A 25,036-nucleotide genomic window follows, 5' to 3' on the forward strand; every position below is an offset into this window, starting at 1 on the left:
ATACATCCTGCGAATGATGCAAAAAAGGAATTGAAAGGTTGTTTGGCTCCTGTTTCAACATTGACTGGTATTGGAAAAGGATTGAAATCTACACCCTTATTTCAAAAAATAATATCTAGTTGCTACCAAGCATTTGACCGAAAAGAAAACATCACATTAACCATAACATCTTAATTATGAAATTAACTACTCGATATAAAAAAAAGACTCCTACATTTTTTAGAAAACTTAGAAATATAGGTATTGCATTGGCCACGGCTGGAGGTGTTATTATTGCAGCACCCATTAGTTTACCTGCTATTGTTATTACTGTAGCGACTTATTTAACAGTTGCCGGAACTGTGGCTACAGCTGTGAGTCAGGCGGTGGTATCTGACAATGACACTTCGACAAGCTCAGTGCAGGCTTCTGACTTGGACGAAAACGAAGACTGATTAAATGGAAAATAATTTACAACTAAAACACGGTGTGTTTGGGGGCACACTTTTATCTACTGTATTTAATATCAGTTTGCATGATGTGGTTTTTACCATTGTAATGGCTGTTATTGGTGCAGTAGTTAGTTTTTTTGTTTCTTATATTTTAAAGAAATTATTTTCAAATTAAAACCTATGAATAGTAAGAAGGTATTGTACAGTAAAGGCAAGAATGATGAATGTTATACACCCGCTTATGGAGTAACTCCCATTTTAAAATACATTCCTAAAAATGCGATTGTTTGGTGTCCTTTTGACACTAAAGAAAGTGAGTTTGTAAAACAAATTAGCCAACAAAACAAAGTGGTGTTTAGTCATATTGCAGCAGGACAAGATTTCTTTTCTTATGAACCTCAACATTGGGATGTATTAATTAGTAACCCACCGTTTACTAACAAACGGAAATACTTTGAAAGAGCATTATCTTTTAATAAACCCTTTGCATTAATTATGACCAATACCTGGCTTAATGATGCTGCTCCAAAACAACTTTTCAAACACAAAGAGCTGCAATTATTGCTGTTTGACAAGCGTATGAAATTTCTTAACAATGGTGTTGTTGCCAATAAAATTACGTTTAGCAGTAGTTATTATTGCTGGAATTTTTTACCTCAGCAACTAATTATTGAGGAGTTGAAAAACTAAATGGTTTTTAACTCAGTTCTTTGTTGGGCAATCGTTTTTATTTTTTTACTGGCAATTCTCAACTATTGACCTTTTACTATGATCAAGTATTCTCAAATTTAATTTTCTCTATTAAATCTTTGAAATATTCAGGACTCCAAATATTTAAAACATCATCATTTTGAATAAACCTAACAACATCCTCTTTAATACTGCTAAAAGAAACTGATTTGATTTTGGTATCTAATAGCTCGATAATCTGTTCATTAGAAATACTATCATCTTGCCAGTCGTTTGTATCTTTTGCCCTAGTTAGGAAATGATTTAGATCCAAAGGAATTCCTTTTTTGATATACCATTCTAAGTCATACCAATCCCTTCCTTTGACTCTATTTAGCCACTTTCTAAAAAGTAAGGCATGCATTTTACCTGCAAATAAACTTGATTTAGTATAACATTTCACGTAAAAAGAAAATGGACGGAGTAGTAACTTTTCTTCGGTTCTGAAATTCAATGGAGGCTGTCGATCAACTTCTATTTTTATCTTCAAAGTCTTGTTAGAACGCACCCCAATTTCTTTGATGATGTCTTCGAGTACAATTTCTTGCCATATTGTTTCAGCTTTTAAAAAAGCAGAATCAATAGCTGTTTGTTTAGTTTTTTTCTTTTCCTTAATACTAACAGTCAGTCCCAATGACTTAAATTCATCTATAACGGCTTTGAAATATGGCTCAATTGAAAAATTAGGGTCAGGTTTAAGTAACGAGAAGTCCAAATCTTCTGAATATTTATCCAAGCCATAAAAAATCCGGAGAGCTGTTCCTCCATAAAAAGCTGCTTTCTCAAAAAAGTCAGTTCTTGATAAACCTGCTAAAGTTATTTCTTGCATTATTTCTCGTAATGCAGCTAATATTTCTTCTTCATTTTGAGGATTATATTCCTCTATCCACTCTTTTATCATAATTCTATCAACGTTTTAATAAGCATTTTTAGACTACTTTTTTTAGGAGCATTTTTAATCCATAATTCCATAACTTTCGTATCTAATGTTTTTAATACTTCACTATCCATACGAAGATCTTCTATTAAAAATTCTCGAGTTTGTTTAATACTTCTAAGATAAATTTTGGGTGTTAGCACAACTTTGTCACATAAAGCTTTTTCAGGTGAGGCAACTAACATTGTTTGCTTAGGTGAATATTCTATGTTTTTTATTCCATAAGAATAATAAGGAGTCTTTAATTGTTGGTAACTAAATCGTCCAACAGGAGTTTTATATAACTTTGAAGTTTTTATGGTTACTGAACTTATTTCATAAGCTCTTTCTGGTATCATGTTCCAATAAGATAATGCGGACTCTAATGTCACATAACTCGGTCCTCTAAGGTGATTCGCTATTAGAAAAGGTTCTGGTGTTGGTAAGTCCATTTTGGGTCCAGTTATATATAGTCCTCTTCTAATTGAAATAAGCTCTTTGCTTTTAAGTAGCTCACTAATTTTGTCATTAGGACTCTGATAATCACTTAGTAGTTCTAAAATCAAATGTCTAGATATAGGTGCTTCAGCATATTCCTTTACTATCTCTCTAAAATTCATATTGTAATTATTGTGTATGATAATCGGATAATATCCGATTAACTAATGTAAATATAGGCTTTTTAAGTAAAAAAACAAGCACATAATCGGAATTATTCCGATTATGCGCTTAATTTGTTACAATTACTTTTGGTGTGTTTCTTTAAATTTTCTTCGTTATTTCTACATAAGTACATGTTGTTTAAAATCATGTAGCCTTTATTCAGGACGGTGCAAAATGTTGCCCAACGGCAGTTTGTCTAATAATCAAAGTTGCGTTTTGGCTAGATCTTATTTAAGAAAATTACAAAAAACTTAATTAACGAAGTGTCTTTTTAAGATCTTGAGTTTAAAAACTCTGTAGAGCTAATAATAAAAAATCAGTACATTTAATTTTCTCTTATTCGCTAAATCAATCATATTATAAGTTCCTTTACTTTTACCATCCCAAAAGGCAATTAATGCATCAGCATAATTTGCCATTTGTTGGTTTCTTTTTGGTCCTGCTGATTTACCGTGTTTATTCCAATCTGCAGGAAATTGTGTGAGTTTATATCCTTTTTCTTTAGCATATTGTTCTCCAAGTTTGTCAGCACCTTTGTAATAAGCTCCAGATACAATTTCAATGTTGTTTTGATCCTGGAGGAAGTGGTCGCAGATTTGTTTTAGTTTTTGGTAGTTGGTGAATGTTCTGGTTCCTGCAATTATTAGTTTCATTTTTTTTGTTTTAAATGGTGAGATTCCCAGTCAAGCTGAGAATGACGATTAGGTTTTTGATGATGAGATTCTTCGACTGCGCTCAGAATGACAGTTCAGAATGAGATTCCCAGTCAAGCTGGGAATGACACTTTGTTTGCTCTTCGACTCCTCTCAGTGACCTAGTTCATGATGACGTTTTACCCCCTTTGTCCCCCTTGAAAAGGGGGAGAGGTATTTTTATTAAGACCTCAGCAATGCAATTTTTAGTTGCTTGATTGCTGCGAGTTGTTGCTGCAGGTTTTCTTCAAAGGCATTGATTTTTTTGAGCTTCTCAACTTTGATTTTCCATTGCTGCTCCTGGTTGTTTTGAAGTGCTGTATTGATTACTTTTTTTGCATCTGAAATACAGATAAATGGAATGACACTTCCTTTTAAATAGTAGCTGAAAAATCGACCTGTTTTAAGTGATAAGCATAAATAATACAAGGATTCACGGGTTTGTTCTGACCGTGTTGTAATTACAAAACAATTAGGGCAAGGCTGATCTAGTGGCTTGCCACTGTTCAGGCCTTTGTTTAGAATAAAAAAATGCGGGGCTGAGTAGGTTCTTCCTAGTTGGTGGGTTTTGATTTCATAAGTAGACATAGTTCCGGAATTAAAATTATTTGCGCTTCGCGCACGTAATTTTTTTCGGAAGAGAAAGAAAAAAGATAGCATAAGCTAGGTTGTGTGGCAAATGTTGTCAAGGTTTTTGAGAAAAATACTACCGTATTCTAGTTGACAGTTTACAGTAACAGTTGGCAGTTTTCTTTTATTTAATATTTTTATTAAAAACGAATTCTAAGGTGGAGATTTTTTTCAAAACCCGTAGGGCTTGACCTTGATTACATAAGTGTGGCTGGTGCGGGGAACAACCGAAATTTGCAAACTTTTTTATTTTTTTTGTAGTAGGATTATTGTTTTAATAGTCGTTCTAGAATTAATCTTTTGCAGGTAATGGCTGCCTAATGCGGTAGCATTAACGCGAGCCGCCGGCGAGTTGAACGAAGGGTGTTGGGGCAAAAGTACGTTGCCTTCGGCATAAGTACGTGCAACAATTACGTGGTACACGCAAGGGTGGCGGTGTTTTTGATGCGGTAGGAAAGGCAAGTTCAATTTATGTAGTGAAGAATGAAAAGAGATGTGCACTTCGCTTTAGGTTGTTGATTGCTTGTTATGCACAGTATACTTTTTAGGAATTGAATTATGATATATATTGAGAGTAGCGCAGTGCCTAAACGATGAATGATGATCGGAATACATTGCTCTTGTGTGCGTTTGCAATATGTAATAATCCATTGTTTGGTTAACAAATCGGAAGTTGTTAATGTATTTAATTGAACTTTTTTACTGCATTGTATTTAGTACTTGCAATGGTTATTTTATATGCAAAATGGCTGCAATCAAAAACTGTGACAGCCTTTTTTTAGCCCGAAGTGAGCAGCAGGCGAGCCAAATTGTGTAATAGCGGTTTGCCCCTAATGATATACCATTTACACCGAAACGAATTTCTATTAAAATGCACCTTTTTCGTTTTTACTTCAACATAAAATTAAACCGTAGCTAAGGCTATGCTAGAATTTTCTATTTCGTAAAATTCAAAAAATCTATCATTTTTCTTTAGAACCTCGCTCTGGTGTAAATGGTATTTTCTTGCGAAGCATAACCGTTGAGGGTTTTAGGGGCAAAAGATAGCTATGCGTGAGCAATACGTGTATTGTGTGTAGTAAAATAAATAAATTGTGCTAAATGAGGACTGTGGACGATTAGTGCAATTTATGGTAAGTACAAGGGTATTGTTTACCCCTCCGCCTTTGGCACCTCCCCTTAAAAGGTCAGGAGTTTTGATTTTAGTTTATTTACTAAAATGCCCTTGTAATTATATTTTATGGAACAAAATGGAGCGTATTGTGAACACCTTATTACCTGCACGGATGTTTGTGCTTTGTTCTGAAGTTTGTTTTGGAAACGGATTTGTTAGTAGTTCGGATTATGAGACCCCCAGTCAAGCTACCATTGACGTCTTTTTTAAACTCCTGATAATCAGTATATTTTAAATAACCTCTAAACCGAGTTCTCTAGCCATTCTTTTTACAGAGCGCTGCTTGTTTAAGAGCATTCTTTCTTGATATTTATGTATTCCATTTTCTACATATTCTAATCCTTTTACAAAAAGTTTCCAATACAACTCTGCTAATTTTCTAGCTACTGCCTTTATAGCTACTAAACCACCTTTTTTGGATCGTATTTTTCTACCAAATGCACCTAATGCTATATGCTTACTGTTAAGCAACCCTACTGCTGCCTGTTTAAATATTAATCCAGCTTTTGGTGTTCCTTTCGATTTATAGTTGCGATTTCTTTTTCCTGAGTTATGTTGTTTTGGAGCCAAACCCAACCAAGAAGTAAAGTGTTTTTCCGATTTCCATTTCTTTAAATCTGCTCCAATCTCAGCTAGTAATTGCATCCAATTATAATCTGTTATACCTGGTAATACTGTAGCGTCTATTTCTTTAAAAATTATCATTAAATGGGCTCCCATATTATCAATATTTGGTTTATGGTGTCGAATGGGTTTTCTAGCTTTATTGTTTTTTGGTTGCCCAAATTCATCTTTATGCATTTTCTTTAAAACCTGCTCTAGTTTGATATCACAATTTGTAATTTGTTGTTGATAAAAATCGTAGCAGTTTACTGCTTGTTCTAAGCTGAATAAACAAGATTCATTATAATGACCCTTTAAGGATTTCATAACCCATTCTTTTTTTGTTTTGAGTATTCTTGAATCACATAACGAAGCTAGTTTTTCTGCACTTCTTTCTCCTGATAATATTGCCCGTATAATACGTATACCACTTGCCCCGTGGATTTGACTAATAACTTCTTTTAAACGAATATTCATTAAAATTAATGCCTTTTGCATATGTTGAATATGCATAGCACTACTTCTAATATGATCTTCTCTCAAACGCTGATAAGTGCGTAACTCTTGTACTAAATTATCAGGTATAAAACATTTGTTTAACAAACCATAACTATGCAATTGTTGTATCCATTGACAATCCTTAACATCAGTCTTTCTGCCAGGTACTTGTTTTGTACTCCTGCCATCAACTAACCATACATCTATACTATGAGACATTAATATATCATATAAAATGACCCAGTAAACTCCTGTAGCTTCCATAGCAACAGTTTTTATGCCGTGACTTATTAAATAAGTGGCTAACATTTCTAAATCTTCAGTAAAAGTTTCAAAACTTTTTACAGGTTGATTTTCAATACTAACAAACAGCTTTTTAGCACCAATATCAATGCCTGCTGAATTTAATCTGATTTTTTTCATCATAAATAGTTTAGAAACCAAATTGCATTCAAAAAAGAAATTACGCTTGAAAGGCTACCATACGGACATCAAATTTAAAAATTTGAGTACCAAATTCGCTTACTCTATTTTTGAAAATCATACTGAGGCACAGGTAACTGAACACTATTCTTGTAACGATTATTTTACAATTTGGTAAATTCAATTCTAAGTTACGTCATTCCCTCCGCTTGAAAAATTTTTTCTCGGGTCTGAGGGTGACGATAGTTAGCGCAAAGGCAAAAAGTAAATACCACCTTTGCCTGTGGTTTTTACTGGGCGGAATTGGAAACTGTATGTAATGGAGTGAAACGAAATGGAATACTGCTGGAGATGAGGCAATATTTTTTTTTCAGTTTAACATTGTATTTAAACTCTTAACTCCCTAAATACATTTAACTGAAAATAGGGTTCAACTTAATAAAATAACACCCTGATAATAAGTTTACACACTTTATGGGATTGTGTATTTTAAATTCAGATTTAAACGTTCATTAAGTTGTTTTTCAAATAGGCTTTCTGGTTTAACGTTTGTGTTTTTCGATTCGATGTATCCATAAGGTTCAATTGGTCCGCAGCAGCCTTTGTTAACGTGCTTTCCAACGCAGCCAATTGCCCAATTGGTATGATCTCCTGGAGGATCTTGAATTAAAATTTCTTCGGCAGTACAATTCCAAAACATGCATGTTGTACCTGCCCACCCATGACCACTTCCTGAATTCCTTCTATTTTCAACACCAAGATTATTCCCCTCAATTTCAATGTTATCAAAAAGCAACCCCGAAGCCCATCTATGATGAGGACCACTAATACTTTGTGCTTTTATAGACTTAGATTTAAAAAAAACATTAGGCCCAGCAACTACTGCACCTGTTACATAGTCATGCCTTCCCTTTTCACCAATACAATTTTTTATCAAATTTTGTTCACCAAGTATATTAAAAGAATACATTCTACCACCCCATACTACCCCTTTATGATTGCGCATTTCACAAGTATCTACCGTAATTTTCATACTAGACCGCTCAATATTTATGCAGGAATATGTGAAATAATTAGCATATACTTTTGTTGCCCAACCGTTTTCCACATTCTTAAAGCTAACAGCATTCCAAGCATGGTTTTCATCCTCTTCTGAGGCGTAATAAGAATCTAATTGTATATTTTCAATTCCTACTTCTTCTATTTTTCCATTCCAAGAGTATTTGTAGATGAAACCTTCTGCATAAGTTGAATCAATTAGATCTACTATAGGAGCATCAAAAATAATTTTGCTTTCAATAACTTTTAGTACTTTTCGTCTATAAGTAACTGTGTATTTTTCAGGAGTCCAATTTTTATCATCGGGATCCGTTTGACTTAAGTTATCCATCCCCAACATTTTTATCCAAGCTTGATTGGGTTTTCTTTCTATCATAACAGCATCTCCTTCTTTGAAATTATGACTTTTTTCAACAATTACGGATTGAACTCCAACTGGAACATAAGAATCTGTTATTTTTTTTCTACTTGATTTTATTTTTTCTGGATTTGCAACACCTTCAAAAACAATAAAATTAGACTGAACCTTTTGTGTGGCTATCAAAATAGTAGATTTTCCTTCTCCTCTAATTACAATACCACTTTTTTTAATTTTTAAAATCCCATTAACTTTATAAACTCCAGCCTTTAAAAGTAATGCTCCTCTAAAACCATCACTATCTGACGGTAAGGCTTCTAATTCATCTATAGCATTTTGAATATGATTTAGATTGTCTCCAGCTGTTGGGCTAATAGTTTTTCGCACAGGTACATTTGGAATAGCCTTTTCACTATGGTGATAACCTACGTAGCTATAATCAGGAATTCTATTCCCTTTCTCATCTTCTACATACGTTAATTCCCCATTAATATCAAGAACTAAAAGTTCTGATGTTTGCGCTTTTAACATTAGTGATATGAAACACACAAATAAAGTAAATTTATTTTTCATTGTTGATCTTCAATTTTGGAGAAATTAAAATTTATGCTCAATAATTTCACTAGGTTTAAACCCTATACGATGTGCTTGAATTAATAATCGACTTCCTTTATTAATACTATTTAACGGCCTATTATAAACTGACCATTCTGTTGGATCTTCTCCATTTCTATTTATTATTTTATAACCTATAGAAGCACCTTCAGTTTCTGAGCTTATTGTGATTTTATTATCTGAAATAGCAATTACAGGTTTGGTTGTTTCAGGCTGTTTATTTTTACCTTCCCATAACTTATTTATTAAATCTCTTTCAGGTAAATTGGGCTCATCTCCAACTGTAACCAACCAACGATCCATTTCCATTCTTAACGCTACCAGTTTATCTTTATATTTAGGATCATTTGCCAAGTTATTTAACTCGTAAGGATCTGCAAAACAATCAAACAATTCTTCTGTTGGCTTGCTTTTTCTAAACCATTGTTTTTGAAAACCATTTAGTTTTTCTTCTTTATTCAAACGTAATAATTCTTGCATGGTTGGAATATTTTGCACGTAACCAAGGGGTAAATAATACCCTTGTTCAGGTCTGTAATTTCTAAGATATTTAAATTGTGAATCTCTAACTGCTCTAATAACGTCTGTATATTCATCAAATCGGTCTGCCGCAGCATGAATGTATTTTCGCTTATTTTTCGCGGTGTACTTACCTAAAAATGCTTGTCCTTGCAGGTACTTTTTAGGTTTTTCCCCAATTAACGACAACAATGTTGGAGCAAAATCAATAAAACTTATTAATTGATCATCTTTAGTTCCAGCTTTTAACTTATTCGGAAACCTTATAATCATTGGTGTATTTAATCCCGAATCATAGGTTAATCTTTTTTCTCTAGGCAAAGGCCCTCCATGGTCTCCATAAAAAAATATGATGGTATTCTCCAGCAAACCATCGTCCTCTAATTGTTTTATAACAGCACCAATCTGTTTGTCCATTTCGGCAATATTATTATAAACCTTCCACATATCCCGTTTTACAATAGCATTATCAGGTAAATAAGGTGGGATTTTAAAATCAATATCTCTTGGTACGTGAATGGTTGACTCAGACTCTTTCATCCGTTTTTTGCCATTGCCTCTTATCTTAAAATTTCTATCACCTGCTGCGTAAAGTCTTTTTTCATGGTAGCGTAAACCATAAGGCTCAAACAAACCTGATTCGTGTGTTTCATGAAAATTAAAAACGGCAAAGAAAGGTTGATTGTCTTCTCTATTACGCCAATGTGCATAAGGGCTACTTTCGTTCCAAGCTGTTTTTGGAGGGTTAAATTGATAGTCTTCTTTATAATTATTGGTACAATAATAGCCGTTTAATCGCATCCACTCACTTATCATTTTCAAACCTGTAGGCGGTACTGCTTCATAAATTGGTAGTCCTGTTACTTCGGTAAAGGAGTTTACCCGCATATTATTTGCTCCAATGCTAGTAGGATACATACCCGTAGCAATTGCAGCTCTACTTGGAGCACAAACGCCTGATATTGAATATAAATTTGGATAAATTACGCCTTCATTTGCTAATCTGCTAAGATTTGGTGTTTCAATAGTGTTGTCCCCAAATGGTGGAATATAAGCTCCTAAATCTTCTGTAACCAACCATAAAATATTAGGCCGTTGCGGTAATTTTAGAGCTGTATTTTCTAAATTAGAAGTTGATTTCTGTTGAGAACAGCTAGTTAAAAAAAACAATAAGATAACCGTTAAAATAACTCTTTGAATTTCTATAAATTTATTTTTCATTTTATCTATTTAATTATAATTTTATATTATTTACCAGTATAGGTTTTTAGTTGAAAATTATTGTAACTGGCATAGTTATCTGACACTTCTCCTCTAGATGACGCATAAGGGCCTACCATAGAACCTGTAAATCGTCCTGCGGGTGGAAACCCAAGTTTACTAGCATCTGCTTTAGCTATTTGTTTCCACGATGCTTGAGGTTCTTTAACATAAAAAGATATTGTAAAATGGTCTAAATGAATTTTTAATTCAATAATTTTATTTGCTTCTAATTCTAGCCTACCTAAAAGTGTGTTGCCATCATAATAAGCACTTACAACTATTTTGCCATTATGAAGTTCTTTTACTAAAGTATATTCCTCATCATGCCCTCGTTCAAATGCTAAACCTGCACATTCATTTTCCTTTTTTGGCTTAAAAATCAAAGATGTTATAGCTTCTATTTTCATTGCTGGAACACGAATACCTAAAAATGAAGGTTGTTCATAATTTTCGATTTCATCTGGTCTCAATTTTAATTCTAATTTCCCTGATTTAATTTTCCACCAAACGGTTCTAGGAGTTCGTATCATACTCCAAGAAAGATTCAAATTCTTATCTTCAAAATTATCGGTATAATTAAAACTACGTTGCTTACCCATAAACATTTTAGGCGCTTTATGAATAAAAGCTGTTTTACCCGTTTCCCCTTCAGGATTATATACGGGCCATTCTCCATACCAATCTACAGGAGCTAAAAATGTTTCTCGCCCCATCACATTATTTTTTTTATCATTACTTCTTACAGCTAAAAAAACCGACCACCAATCGCCCTCCTTCGTTTGAAAAATATCGGCATGTCCTGTAGCGTTAATTCCTGAAGTTTCATCTCCTCTATGAGTTAAAATAGGATTATTAGGATTTTCTTCCCAAGATCCTAATGGTGATTTGGACTTCCAAATTGAAACTGCATGCCACATTCCTGTACCTCCATGAGCCAAAACTAAATAATAAAAACCCTCTTTTTTGTAAAGATGTGGTGCTTCAAAAGCATAAGGAGACCCAATAGTGCGTTCTATAAAATAGGGTTTTGAATCCAATATTTCTCTTTTCCCTTTTAATTTAAATGTTTTTAAATCAATTTCCTGAATCCATATATTTCTATGACTTGTGTGTAAAAGTTCCTCGTCTTTAGGCGTAAAATTTCCACAGTAATACGCTTTCCCATCATCATCAAAAAAAAGTGACGGATCAATTCCTGGCGCATCTTCTATCCAGTATGGCATAGACCAGGGACCTTCGGGATTAGTTGCTGTAACTATAAAATTTCCTTTAGGTTTTTTATCCTCACGATTTGTAACTAAAGTAGTTATCATATAAAACACACCATTGTGATAACGCAATGTTGGTGCATAAATACCTGCAGTAGAAACTACATTGTCTAAATCTAGCTGCTCAGGTCTATGCAAAACATGACCTATAATTTGCCAATTTACCAAATCTTTACTGTGATAGATAGGCACACCAGGGAAATATTCAAATGTACTAGTTACCAAATAATAATCATCTCCAACACGACAAACTGATGGATCAGGATTAAATCCTGGTATTACAGGATTATTATATGTTTTGTTTTGACTAAAAGTATTTACTGTAAGTAGACAAAAAAATACTAAACAAAATTTCTCTAAAATTATAATACTTTTCATATTTATATTATTTCATGTAACTTGATTACAAGTTACAAAACAACACCTATTTAGGTATAAAATTAGGATCCTTCGTCATTACCCATTGATCTAATTCAAAACCATCTTCCCTCATGGAAAAGGAAATTATATACTCTCCTGGTGTATCTATATTTAAATAAATTGTACTGGGTTTACCACAATGGTTAGCAGGCACACGCTGAGCTGAAGACCATGTCCATTCATTTTTACCGTCACACCACTGCATCCTAGCTCCACTTTCGGGCCAGTTATCATCAATACCTACGTGAAGACCATTATCCTCAGTTCCGCTAGAAAATGCTTTCCCCCATATATAATATTTTCCTGGATTAATAATTTTTATTTTATAAGAAACAATACCTCCAACACCTGCAATAGGGAAAAAATTCTCACCAGGTATTAAATTATCATCATGTGTAATTCGTGTATCTGGCAGAGCTTCTATATAAGAATTTCCACTTGCTTGCTTTGTGTGGTCTTCCATTTTGCTCTCAGCGAATGATATAACACTCTCTTGAGACCTAATATACCAATCCCTTTTTGTACCATTGTTTGATTTGTAATGAAATGCTTCAGCTTCCACCTCTAATAATCCATTATTTTCTTCAAAAGGAATTACATTCTTAAGTTGTTCTTTTATTGACAAACCTTCGGGAATTAAAATTAAAGAATTCCAACGCCCCCTAGACCAAGCAGTTTCGTCATTTTCAGGTATTTTACCATTAGTTACTGCCTTTGATGCTACTTGTATAATGTCATTTTCAGTTAAACGAAACGCTCCAAGTTCATGACGAACTGCCTGAAATGTTTCACTAATTTGAGGGTTTAAGATAGTATCGATTGGTGTACCATTTTTAAAAACTATGTATTCTGATTCGCCATCATTTTCTGCAGATGTTACAAATACCACTTTATAGTTCCCTGTTGCTTTTGAAAATTTAGCAGTAGCAATCGCAAATTTGTTGCGATTATTTTTGTTGGAAGCGTCTATTGCTAATGCATCGTTTTTATAATCTTTGTAATATGAAATACCAGCCTGTGATTTTTCAAAATGAAAGTCTGTGACTGCATTCAATACGGTCACTTCCTTTTCAAATTTCACTGAAGGTTTGTTCTTGTTTTTCGATTTTATCAATGCTACCCAATCCATATTATTACTAGGTGGTAATCCAATAAAGGCATTTGCTCCTCCTTTAATAGTTTTAATTGATCCATTTAGTAATTTACCGCCTTGTCTTGGGTTATACCATTTTACTGAAAAGGTATTTGTTGATCCAAATAAATTAATGTAGGTGTTTTTAACTTTTGGTAAATAAACAGCATAAATAGCATCATTTTTAGCAAAAACGTAGTCCTCTTCATTATCGGTTAATCCATCCGCCGATTGCATATCTTCAAATGGCAAATAATTATTAAAAAAGTCTAAGGCATGTTTTGTCTGTTCCCAAAGAATATCTCTGGAACGCCAATCTTCACATTTCAAATCATTATGCCCATACTTATACCCAAAATACCATTCTACTCCTGCTCCACCAGCCATTAAATTAGCCCAAAGCACTTTATGTCTTATCTCATCATGTGTAGGATCGTCTGCATCTGGTTTCGCGCCAGAGCCAGCGGGTCCAATTTCATCCTGACTTACTACCCAATTCCTTCCTGCATTTTGAGATTTAGATATCCATTTATTAGTTATTGAGTGTATAGAATCTATACTATGCGTTTGAAATGATATACCGTCTAAATATGGGTTTCCTAATAGCGGATTTAAATATTTATCTTGCATTTCTGGATGCGAATGTGTGTGCAAAACAATCATGTTTTTATAAGGGTCGTTTTCTTTGATATACCTAGCCATAGCTTTTCTATCTTTATCATCCTGCCCTTTTGGAGAAAAATGTATAGGCCCGTTTTCTTCACCTAAGTTCCAAGTCACCCCTAAATGGTGAGAAAACCTCGCTATTAACTCTCTATAGTAGAGCTTTCTTTGAATACCTAATTGACCAATATCCAGTAACAATTCGTTTTCAGTTTCTTGAGTTACTATATGTAACATTAAGCCCAAATTATCCATATGATCAAATACGACTTCCCATTGATCTAACTTGCTGCAATCGAAACGGGTCATTTCATTTTCATTTATCCAAGGCCAAACATCTTTGCCGTCTCCTAGCACATTCAAAGTTAGGAAATAAACAGAATTCATTCCTTTTGACGCTAAGTAATTAAGAGCTCCTATAATATTTTTACCTTTTCCATTTTGCCAAGTGGGGTCTCCTTTTTTCCAATCTTTAGCGTGTGGTTCATACCTATGTGAAGGTGGTGTTTGGTCAAACTCATAATAACCAAGAAAGTTTTCAGGACTATCAGTTCCTCCTTTTAAAAAAGGCTTATTGGTTTCTGAGTAATATAAATATCTGCTGTCTGCATATTTTAACCTTCCTTTGGTTTGAAAATTACTTCCGCTAGCATCTGAATCTTTTACTGTAAAACTACCTGTTGCTCCATCAAAATCTGAAGTAACACCTGCATCTGGTTTATTATTTATGGCAATATTTTTTCCTCTTCTAAAAGAAACTTCATAGGTCCATAATCCAGCTTCATCAGGAGAAAATCGAACTTGCCATACTTTACCTCCTTTTGCACTAGACTCTGATGCATTGCCATCGGCAGCATAGAAACCAGGTATTACATATATTTTATTTTTATTTTTAAAAGTTACGTTTAGTCTGTAGTTTAAAAATGGATTATCCTCATCATTTTCACTCAATTCTTTACCTTCAAAATTTAGTGTTACTTTATGCCATTTTTTTAGTACACCTTTAACTTCAGTATTAAAGTTTTGGGAGAAAATGCTTTGAGACATTATACAAAGCACTATTATGAGTATTACCTTATTCATTTTTAAAATTTTATTTCGCATTATTATTATTTTAAAGTTTTAGATACTATCCTGCCTGGTAAGTTCCATACGATAATTTCGTAGCATCTTTATTAAATATTCTTTCTGATTTTTGATTGACATCAAAACCCTATTACCTCTAAATGAAATATTTGTAATATCCATTCACATTGAATTCCCAGGAATAAAATTAAACTGGTTTTTAATTTTCCCCCTTTTGTTATTTATAATCATGTTGGCTGCAGTCTCTCCCATTTTTGTAAAATCTGTTGTAAAAACATCCAAATCTAACTGGCGCTTAAATAGAGTCTCATTATAAGATATTACCCCTAAGTCTTTTCCAATGGTAAGATTTTTTATGGATATTAAATCTAATAGTTCAAATAACTCATTGTCTGTTATTACAATAAACAAATTTGATGGATCAACAATGTCTTCTTCAATTTTATTTAAAATTTTAAATTCAAATGATAATTCTTCACAAAACCTTAAAAATCCTAATTTTATTTGCTCAATATATGGAAATGCTACTTTATTAGGTATTATTAAATTTAGCCTTTCGTATTTTTTAATTTTATTTACACTAGATTTAAGTGCATTGTAAATATCGGTTTCATAATCTTGATAAATTTCCACAATATCGCCATCAACTGATAATCCATTATTATCTAACATTATAAGCTTCTCTTTAGCAATACTTTTAATAAAATTAATTGATTCCTTTCTAAGCTGATTTTTTTTTATTCCAGTATTTTCAAATTCAGGCATAATAACGTAATAGTCATACAGCTCTTTATTTTTATCCATTAAACTTAAGAAAAGAGAATCATTACAATGGTAAATTTCAAAATCGGTTTGATAGTTATTCCCAATACTTCGAATGAAAGAATCATAAATTTTTAAATTATAGGAACTTAATTTACCTAGGAGAAACAAGATTTTTGCTGTTGAGATAACATTATTAGTCTTTACATATACTCCTTTTCCTCTTTTAGCTTCAAGAATTCCTTTTTGTTTCAATATATTATATGCTTTTTCTACAGTATCCCTTGAAATCTTATACTCATTACTAAAAGTATTGATAGATGGTAATTTTTCACCCATTTTAAGATTGCCGATTTTAATATTATCAGTAATCTTATTTGCTATTTGCAAATATAATGGCGTCATCAGATCCTGATTAATTTGTAAACCTTTGATTAATTTCATAATACTTAAATTACCATCTCTTCTTGTAATTTTTTTCTAATAAATCTATTGTTATAATTATTAGGTCTAATCTACTATTAATATTTTATACGCTACAGAATTTTAAGCAGTTGCATTTTGGCTTATTGAACCAGTAAAAAATGTGACTAATAATCAATTCATTTCTATATTTATTAATTTAACCTATTATTGAATTAGGGCTCCATTTAACTATTTCATTACTATACATGGCATCTAATCCCATTTGCACACATAATGCAGTTTTAGCACCTGTAATAATATTGGATTTTGGTTGTTCATTATTTATAATAGCACTTCTAAAATCAACCAAAGCTTGTTTACTTGGATCTAAATGTTCAATATTTAATGGCTCACCTTTATTTAAAGTACTACTTGCTGTGGCTCCTGTAACACCATCAACTTCTCCCATTACCTTTTCACTTTTACCTTCGGGAAGAAAATAAGCATTTTTACGGTCAATAATAATTGTCCCTTTATCTCCAAACACTTTAATTTGATACCCCTCATTCGCATTACTAGTTAAGCATTTGAATGTTGCTTTTACACCATTTGGGTAACTATAAATTAAATGTGTATTATCAAAGGTTTCTCTACCATCATTCCAATAATCTACACCTCCAACTCCCATAACTTGAATTGGAGTTGTTCCTAAAATCCAATTTACAAAATCAATTTGATGAGAAGATAATTCAGCAGTAAGTCCCCCTGAAAATTCACGATACATTCTCCAATTAATCGCTTTTTCAAATTCTGGATTTGGCACCTTCTTTCTCCAATTTCCATGACGATTCCACTGACATTCAAAAGATAAAATATTTCCTATTTTTCCTTCATTTATAAGATCTACAACATGAGCATACAATCTAGAACTATGGTACTGATGTCCTGTTTGGAATATTTGTTTAGATTTTTGTGCCTTAACAACTAACGTATTAATTTCTTCAAATCCTTTTGCTAGTGTTTTTTCACAATACACATGTTTACCTGCATCTAAAGCATCCTTTGCAATTTTAGCATGTGTACTAAATGGGGTTGCAACAATTACAGCGTCAATATCTTTATTTTCTATAAGTTCCCTATAATCTGAATATCCAATAGCATTTGATTTTGACAAACCTTGGTTAAGACGAAATGGAAGAATATCACAAACTGCTGAAACATTTATATTTTCAATTGAATTTATTATAGAAGTAAGTCCACAGCCTCTAGCCCCTGTGCCAATAACACCAATATTAATAGTATTAGTAAAATGAGGCATCACTTTTCCATATAAATAACCTGAGGCTACAATTCCTGAGGCTGCAATTCCTGTTTTTTTTATAAATGTGCGTCTTTTCAAAACTTATATTTTTGGTTCCCAACCCGGCTCGTATGCTCTAGACCAAAGTTTCATTGCATCTCTATCAAATATTCTTCCTGATTGTTGATCAACATCAAAACCTTTATCTATTCTATATGAGATATTTGCATAATGTGTTAACATTTGAGACATGGCTCCAACTTCAATAGGCGAAGTTAATTTGGCTTTTCCACGAATAGCATCAAAGAAGTTTATGGTGTGTCGTGTGGATAAACTTCCACCTCCACCTAAAGCAACTCCACCCTCAGTACTTCCGGACTTCATGCTATCAACCAATTCTCCTTTACGATTGAAACGTTCATATCCATTACGATCTACCATCACAGAGCCTTCAGTACCCATAATAAGCGTACCTCTACCTCTACCGTATTTATTATAACGATTTCTACTTACTCCATCCCATTGAATGATTTTTTCGTTTTCAAATTCAAAAGTTGCCAACATTTCATCATACATTTCCCAACCGTCATCTTTGAAATAATTTTTCCCTGCCAATACATCCACATGTTTTGGATAATTAACATCTAAGGCCCATCGTGCAATATCTAATTCATGAGTGGCATTATTACCCATTTCTGCTGTTCCGAAATCCCAACCATACCAATGCCAATTATAATTCCAAGTGTCATGAGTATATTCTTTTCTAGGTGATGGTCCTTGAAACAGGTCCCAATTTAAACCTTCTGGAGGTGCTGCTTTAACAGGGTGCGGAACTTTAGGTCTTCCATTTGCATAAAATGCAATGGCTTTGTATGCATTACCTATGATGCCGTTATGAATTTCATTTACTATTTTAATACTTTCTGGAGACGAACGTTGCTGATTCCCCATTTGAACTACTTTATTGTATTTTTGTTGAGCAGTTACGATTAATTGGTTTTCCCAAGCATTATGACTACAAGGTTTCTCTAAGTACACGTGTTTACCTGCCTGCATTGCCATGATAGCACCTGGCGTATGCCAATGATCTGGTGTAGCCATAAAAATAGCATCAACATCTTTATCAGTTAGAATCTTCTTAACATCCTCCTCTAACTTTGGTTTATAATTTATCTTTTCTCCAATTTTAGTAGCAGCTTTATCCATTTGACCTTGCATAGCATCACATAAATAAAGTATACGTGCATTACTTTCTTTAGCCACTATGCCATTAATAAAAGCACCATACCTTCTTCCTAAACCTTGAATAGCAACATTAATTCTATCATTAGCACCTATAATATTATTATAGCTTAGTGCAGACATTGCGTTTATACTACTGCTTAAACTTATACCAGCCGCTGCCATTGTAGTTTTCTTTAAAAAATCTCTTCTATTACTGCTCATAATTACTTTTTCTTGTTTTTAGGAACACGTATTTTTATATTTTTAAATGATACTTTATCTCCGTGATCTTGAAGAAGAATTTGACCTTTTTCCAATACTCCAAAATTTGGCCATTTAGCGTATTTACTTTCAGAAACCAATTTTAAAAACTCTTTACTTCCTCTTTCATACTCTAAAACTTTTACACCATTTAACCAATGTTCAACTTTATTGTTAATAGACTTGATATATGCTGTGTTCCAGTCTCCTATTGGTTTGATTGGTTTTTTAGGGTTTGCTTGTATTAAATCATATAAAGAACAAACTGTTCTACTACCTTCGTGAGAACCTAATTTAGCGTCTTCATGTAATTCATCATCTAAAATTTGATATTCTAAACCAATTGAAGATCCTTCACCTTTATTTATTTCTGTATCTACATAATATTTTATACCACTATTTGCACCTGGAGTTAATTTGAAGTCAACTTTTAGTTCAAAATTGCTATAATCATTTGTTGTAACAATATCTCCTCCTGCCGTAGACTCTCCACCTCCAGTATCGGCTACAGATAAAATACCATTTTTAATGCTCCATCCTTCTTCTGGAAATTTATCTAATTTTGCACCTCTCCAACCATTTGTGGTTTTACCATCCCAAAGCATTTCCCAACCGTCCTTTTTCTCTTGATAGGTTAGCTCGTTTTTAGTTATTACAGGTTCTAAAGTTGATTTTTTCGAATATTTTGATACATCTTCAGTTATTATTTTTGCATTTTTCCACATAACTGTTTTACCTAATTTTTCTTTTTTATCACCAATAGAATGTACTTGTAAACCTATAAAACCACTTGAAGTCATCTCATCTATTAAGTAAGCTGCAGGAATATTATTAATCCAAGTTTTTATGGTATCTCCAATAGCTTCTACTCGATAATGATTCCACTCATTTTGTTTAAAAGCCTTTTGAGCGGCTGCATTATTTTCTAAGGTATTTAACCATTTTCTTCTTCCTTCATCATAAATACCACCGCTCCATGAACGTTTTGATGGATCAATTTCTACTTGATAACCATGAACTCTTCCATTTTGATAATAAGGAAAGCTGTTGCTTCTAATTTGAATGCCTGAATTCATCACTGCATCGACTTTAAAATCTATTTCAAATATAAAATCATCATATATCTTATTTGTTGTTAAAAATGTATTTGGTGTATTAGGCGCTGTGGTTCCAGTAATTACACCATTTTCAACTTTATAGGTAGCATTACCTCCTAAAATAGTCCAACCTTCTGTATTATCCTTATTTATTAGGTTTACCCAGGGTGTGTTATCTTTTTGTTGTTGACAAGCGTTTAAAACCCAAGTCATAATAACTACTAACATTAATTTTCTTAAAATATTTAACTTCATTTTAAATTTTATTTTAAATTAAATTTGTTCTACTTTATTAAAAAAATAACTTTACTCTTTAATCTTAATATTTTCGTAAAACTTTTGCAAAGTGTAAAATGCTTTTTTCTTATTTCCTGTTTCAGAAATCAATCCTTTTCTATTGTATCCATTTTGATACACATCATGCATACGACGTGGCGATCTAAAATCTGTCAAAATCCAAGGTGTTACACCACTAAATTGTGGTATTTTAGCTAATGCTGGTAAAGTTTCTTCGTAAAGATATGCTTGATTTTCTTCTGTCCACATTGTTGTTTTATCACCATGAAAACCTTGTAGAGCAGCTGCTCCAAATTCAGAAATAATTACAGGTTTATCAATTGCTATTTCCCAGCTAATATTTTTTAAATCCTCAATAGAACCTCCATACCAACCATAATATTGGTTGAAACTAACAATATCTACAATGTCTGAGAATTTATCTTCAATCACCATAATATTTTTATTGTCTTTACTTGGATGGTCTTCTAGTGCAGCCGTTATTAAACGTGTATTGTCTAACTCTCTTGTAGCCTTCGCTAGATTTGACAAAAAACTAAGTCGCTCCTCTGATTGTGGTGTTTCATTTGCCATTGACCAAATGATTACCGATGCCCTGTTTTTATCTCTACTAACCACCTCTTTTAATTGTGTCTCTGCTTTTTTATAGGTTTCCATATTTTCCCAATCAATGGTCCAATAAACTGGAATTTCTTCCCAAACTAATAGCCCCATTTCATCAGCCAAACGCACCATATTTTCATTGTGTGGATAGTGTGCCAATCGCACAAAATTACATCCTAACTCTTTTGCCCAACCTAAAAGAACTCTAGCATCTTCAATAGAATGTGCTCTTCCACCTCTCATTACATTTTCTTCATGAATAGATATTCCTTTTAAGAATACTTTTTCTCCATTCAATAAAATATCAGCACCCTTTGTTTTTATGTGTCTGAATCCTATTTTATCTGAAATTTTATCTTTATCGGTAGCTATAGAAACAGTATAAAGTTTTGGATTGGTATCGCTCCATTTGTCTATCTTTTTTACAGGAATTTCAAAAGAAGCATACCCTTTTTCATTTGTTGTAAAAGTTTTATTTATTTTCAATTCTGGTATGTTTACTAAAACTTTTGAGTTCGCTTTGCTTTCTCCATTTAATTGAATAAACCCTTTTAACAATTTATCATTTTCTTTATCTAATTGAACGCTATAATCTTCTATAAAAGTTTCATTTAACTCGTAAATGGTTACATCTCGTGTAATACCTCCATAGTTCCACCAGTCAGTGCTTACTGTAGGCACCTCATCTGGAAAACGTTTGTTGTCTACTCTTACAATTACAAAATTATCTTTAGGTTTTAATACCTTCGACATTTCAAAGTTAAAAGGTGTAAAACCACCTCTATGCGCTCCTAATTTTTCTCCATTCACATATACATCTGCAAAATAATTTACAGCACCGAAATGTAAGTAATACCTTTTTGAAGCATCGTAATTAGGAACATCAAATGATTTTTTATACCAAAGTGTACCTTCATAATAAAACAAATTTTCTTTTTGTGAATTCCAATCACCTGGTACAACTAATGTTGGTGCAGCATCAAAATCATATTCTACTCTATCAGTTTTATCTTTAGGTTTTGCATTTACAAAAAAGGCACCTGCTCCCGGATTTTCAGATTCGTCATGTGGCTCTCTTCTATAATTATAATAACCCGACTCATATACATCTACTATATAATTCCATCTACCATTTAGTGTTATACCTTCTCTTAAAAAACTATTTTGCAATAAATTATCTTGAGAAAACACTTCGGTATTTGAAATTAACACTAATAATATTACAATTATTTTTTTCATTATTTATTTATTTTAAATTCGTTTTTACTATTGATTTATTATTTCAACTTTTTAAAATTGTGATTATGGTCTGTAGCTTCTTTTTTCTCCTTAACTTTTTTAGCTAATTCACTAATAACATTGTGATACTGACTTTCAGCAATAACATTCTTCGTCTCTTTTGGGTCTTTAGCATGGTCATATAATTCGCGCTCTAATACTTCTCCTGTATTTAGTTGTACCCATTCTACATAATTAAATTGATCATCTGTTACTGAATATCCCATAACGGTTTTATCATAGTTCCAGCGGTTGTCTGGCCAAATTGAATAGGCATACGATTTTGTTTTAGACTCTTTCTTTGGATTTTTTAGAATAGGAACTAAACTTTTTCCTTCTAAATGAGAAGGTTGTTTTAATTGACATAATTCTGCTAATGTTGGATAGATATCTAGAGCTTCTACAGGATGTGTGTACACTTGCCCTTTTTTTCCATTAGGTACATTAAATATAAATGGTATGTTTGTGTCTATGTTCATATTAGACCACTTACACCAACTACCGTAATCTCCTAATTTATATCCGTGATCTCCCCATAAAACCACTATTGTATTTTCTCTCAGCCCTAATTCATCTAATTTATTCATTAAATTTCCAACCTGAGCATCAACATAAGACACACAAGCGTAATACCCACGTCGTAAAGAAATAGCCGTTGAATCTGGAACATCTTCAAATAATTTTGGCATACCATAATAGTTACCTAATTCTCCTCCATAACGCATTGTATAATTACTAGAATTCTCTGGTCTTTCAGTTAATTTAGATAGCCCCACAGAACTTTTAGGATACATATCCCAATATTTTTGAGGTGCATTAAAAGGTAAATGAGGTTTTATAAGACCAACAGCCATAAAAAAAGGTTTGCCTTCTTTTTTAAGAACTTCCAGCTTTCTCATGGCATTTAAAGTATTTATGCCATCTGGATAAATGGTATCATGAACCTGGGCGGCCTCATACGGTAAACCATTTCCTGGTTTTTTAGTTAATTTAAGAGCTTCAGAACCTTCTTCTGTTACATAACCCTTAGCTTCCCAAGTAGGATTTGGTTCAATATAAGTATCTCCAAATTGTGCTTTGGTGTCTTCAGTATAGTGATAAATTTTTCCAGAAGAAGCTATTTCATAACCATTTTGTGCGAAAAACTTGTTCATGGTAAGTACATTTGGTAAAAGATCAGTAACAGATTCACCTGTATAGATTCCCTGCTTTTCTGGTCTAATACCAGACATAATTGAAGCTCTTGAAGCCATACAAATAGCTTGTTGCACGTGTGCATTGGTGAAACGAACTCCACTACCTGCTAAACGGTCAATATTTGGTGATTTAATATGTGTAGCACCATAACAATTGAGTTCTGTTCTTAAATCATCTACAGCAATGAACAGTACATTATATGGCGTTTGCTTTTTTTGTTTTGTTTGGCATGATGAAATTGTTGGATATATTAATAATATAAGAAAAAGTCGTTTGATAAAACTTGGAACATTCATAAGGGTTTAAATTTGTGCGGTAATTATTATATTTAATGCTATTCTTTTTGTATTTTATTTTTCAGTATAATTATAATTTGTGTTGTCTTTTCGAATTTTACATCACACTACTAATTCTCGGAATTCTCATCTTGCTAATTCATAAGTCTCAAAATAAAAATATTTATATTTTACTAAATTGTTCTCTAACTTTATTAGTTAAATAAATAATAGTGTGCAGTTAAACTAACTTACACACTAATTATTTATTTACCATAAATTAAAACAAAAACTAATTTACAACTATTCTTCTTGTTGAGCTTGAAGTTTCACTATTAACTTTTAACATGTAAACTCCTGGAGTTAAATTAGAAACATCAATTGTCTCATTTACTAAACTACCTTTTAAAATACTTTTTCCAAGCATATTAAAAACTTCAACAGACTCAATTTTAATATCTTTAGACTTTACAGAAATTAAGTTTTTAGTTGGGTTAGGATACACACTTAAACTAGATTTAAAGACATCTTGCACAGATGCGGTCGCTTGATTAGTTAAAGACACCCAATCAAATCGGATTTCGTTTACATCTAGCATCTTCATGTATATAGCTATACTCGTTTCTGACCCAGAATTAAAAGTAAATTCTTTTGTATTATAATCCGTATTGCCTGGAAACTCCTCTGTAACTAATTTAATATTATTAGATGTTGTTTCAACAGCTGCCTTTGTTTTGTACCCAAAACCACTATAGGGTTTCTGTGAACTATCAGTATAATAAATTGGCGTATATCCAGATTCATATCCAGAACCTTTTAAAATACGTATCTCTACTTGAGGAACACCTGCGGTTCCGTCTTTGATGTAAACATGATAAGTAAATTTATAGTCTGTATTAGCTAAAACGGCTACTTCTTGATATATTACTTGATCTTTTGTACCAACAAGCTTTACACCTGTATTAGGAAATGTAAGCCCAGATGTAGTTTGAGCGGGTCTATCTGGAGCGATATCTTCATTGATCCATTGCGAACAAGCACAATCACTTCCCCCTATTTTAGGTATTTCGTCAAATTGATCGTTTTGCAAAGCAGGATCTTGGGCATAAAGTAAACTGGTTAAAAATAAACCAGATAATAGTAATAATTTTTTCATAATGTATATATTTTATTTTAGTTTGTGATTCAAAAGTAA

General features: G+C 32.7%; 19 protein-coding genes. 3 read left to right on the plus strand and 16 right to left on the minus strand.

Annotated features, from left to right (window positions below):
• Positions 1–176: 176 nt before the first annotated feature.
• From CHB67_RS12970 to CHB67_RS12975, 3 genes are read left to right on the plus strand one after another with little or no spacing between them, the layout of a single operon-like run.
• A complete protein-coding gene (locus tag CHB67_RS12970) occupies positions 177–434 on the plus strand; it encodes a hypothetical protein (protein ID WP_089382219.1) in 258 nt (85 codons plus the stop codon).
• 4 nt (positions 435–438) lie between these two features.
• The gene (locus CHB67_RS17240; RefSeq protein ID WP_176461275.1) at positions 439–606 is read left to right on the plus strand and encodes a hypothetical protein; all 168 of its coding nucleotides are present in this window, start codon (positions 439–441) and stop codon (positions 604–606) included.
• A gap of 5 nt (positions 607–611) precedes the next feature.
• The gene (locus tag CHB67_RS12975; protein ID WP_089382220.1) at positions 612–1,121 is read left to right on the plus strand and encodes a tRNA (adenine-N(6)-)-methyltransferase; all 510 of its coding nucleotides are present in this window, start codon (positions 612–614) and stop codon (positions 1,119–1,121) included.
• Positions 1,122–1,203: 82 nt separating this feature from the next.
• Here CHB67_RS12975 and CHB67_RS12980 read toward each other — a convergent pair whose 3' ends face one another.
• From CHB67_RS12980 to CHB67_RS13060, 16 genes are all read right to left on the minus strand, one after another.
• A complete protein-coding gene (locus tag CHB67_RS12980) occupies positions 1,204–2,061 on the minus strand; it encodes a nucleotidyl transferase AbiEii/AbiGii toxin family protein (RefSeq protein WP_089382221.1) in 858 nt (285 codons plus the stop codon).
• A complete protein-coding gene (locus tag CHB67_RS12985; RefSeq protein WP_089382222.1) occupies positions 2,058–2,696 on the minus strand; it encodes a type IV toxin-antitoxin system AbiEi family antitoxin domain-containing protein in 639 nt (212 codons plus the stop codon). Before CHB67_RS12985 ends, CHB67_RS12980 begins: the two co-directional genes overlap by 4 nt.
• 345 nt (positions 2,697–3,041) lie before the next feature.
• Complete coding sequence (locus CHB67_RS12990; protein ID WP_089382223.1) at positions 3,042–3,392, minus strand: DUF2493 domain-containing protein; 351 nt, start codon at positions 3,390–3,392, stop codon at positions 3,042–3,044.
• Between the two features lie 222 nt (positions 3,393–3,614).
• A complete protein-coding gene (locus tag CHB67_RS12995; protein ID WP_089382415.1) occupies positions 3,615–4,019 on the minus strand; it encodes a DUF6943 family protein in 405 nt (134 codons plus the stop codon).
• A 1,447-nt stretch (positions 4,020–5,466) separates the two neighbouring features.
• Complete coding sequence (locus CHB67_RS13000; RefSeq protein ID WP_176461276.1) at positions 5,467–6,759, minus strand: IS110 family RNA-guided transposase; 1,293 nt, start codon at positions 6,757–6,759, stop codon at positions 5,467–5,469.
• 472 nt (positions 6,760–7,231) lie between these two features.
• Positions 7,232–8,749: a hypothetical protein gene (locus CHB67_RS13010; RefSeq protein WP_141119723.1), complete on the minus strand. Its 1,518-nt coding sequence runs from the start codon at positions 8,747–8,749 to the stop codon at positions 7,232–7,234.
• Between the two features lie 24 nt (positions 8,750–8,773).
• Positions 8,774–10,531 carry a sulfatase family protein gene (locus CHB67_RS13015; protein WP_089382227.1) on the minus strand — a complete coding sequence of 586 codons (1,758 nt, stop codon included), beginning with the start codon at positions 10,529–10,531 and terminating at the stop codon, positions 8,774–8,776.
• Positions 10,532–10,557: 26 nt separating this feature from the next.
• A complete protein-coding gene (locus CHB67_RS13020; RefSeq protein ID WP_089382228.1) occupies positions 10,558–12,219 on the minus strand; it encodes a glycoside hydrolase family 43 protein in 1,662 nt (553 codons plus the stop codon).
• Between the two features lie 46 nt (positions 12,220–12,265).
• Positions 12,266–15,160, minus strand: coding sequence for a DUF5060 domain-containing protein (locus tag CHB67_RS13025; RefSeq protein WP_089382229.1), 2,895 nt, complete (start codon positions 15,158–15,160; stop codon positions 12,266–12,268).
• A gap of 144 nt (positions 15,161–15,304) precedes the next feature.
• On the minus strand, positions 15,305–16,348 hold the full coding sequence (locus tag CHB67_RS13030) for a GntR family transcriptional regulator (RefSeq protein WP_089382230.1): 1,044 nt from the start codon (positions 16,346–16,348) through the stop codon (positions 15,305–15,307).
• A 178-nt stretch (positions 16,349–16,526) separates the two neighbouring features.
• Entirely contained in the window at positions 16,527–17,708 is a 1,182-nt protein-coding gene (locus tag CHB67_RS13035) for a Gfo/Idh/MocA family protein (protein WP_089382231.1), read from the minus strand.
• Positions 17,709–17,711: 3 nt separating this feature from the next.
• Positions 17,712–19,055, minus strand: a complete 1,344-nt coding sequence (locus CHB67_RS13040; RefSeq protein WP_089382232.1) for a Gfo/Idh/MocA family protein — start codon at positions 19,053–19,055, stop codon at positions 17,712–17,714.
• 2 nt (positions 19,056–19,057) lie between these two features.
• A complete protein-coding gene (locus CHB67_RS13045; protein ID WP_089382233.1) occupies positions 19,058–20,446 on the minus strand; it encodes a 3-keto-disaccharide hydrolase in 1,389 nt (462 codons plus the stop codon).
• A gap of 51 nt (positions 20,447–20,497) precedes the next feature.
• Entirely contained in the window at positions 20,498–22,330 is a 1,833-nt protein-coding gene (locus tag CHB67_RS13050) for a glycoside hydrolase family 2 protein (RefSeq protein ID WP_089382234.1), read from the minus strand.
• Positions 22,331–22,368: 38 nt separating this feature from the next.
• Positions 22,369–23,862, minus strand: a complete 1,494-nt coding sequence (locus CHB67_RS13055; protein ID WP_089382235.1) for a sulfatase — start codon at positions 23,860–23,862, stop codon at positions 22,369–22,371.
• A 271-nt stretch (positions 23,863–24,133) separates the two neighbouring features.
• The gene (locus CHB67_RS13060) at positions 24,134–24,997 is read right to left on the minus strand and encodes a T9SS type A sorting domain-containing protein (RefSeq protein ID WP_089382236.1); all 864 of its coding nucleotides are present in this window, start codon (positions 24,995–24,997) and stop codon (positions 24,134–24,136) included.
• Positions 24,998–25,036: the final 39 nt, after the last annotated feature.

Origin of the sequence: Lutibacter agarilyticus, from assembly GCF_900188235.1 — a bacterium.
Taxonomy (GTDB): domain Bacteria; phylum Bacteroidota; class Bacteroidia; order Flavobacteriales; family Flavobacteriaceae; genus Lutibacter; species Lutibacter agarilyticus.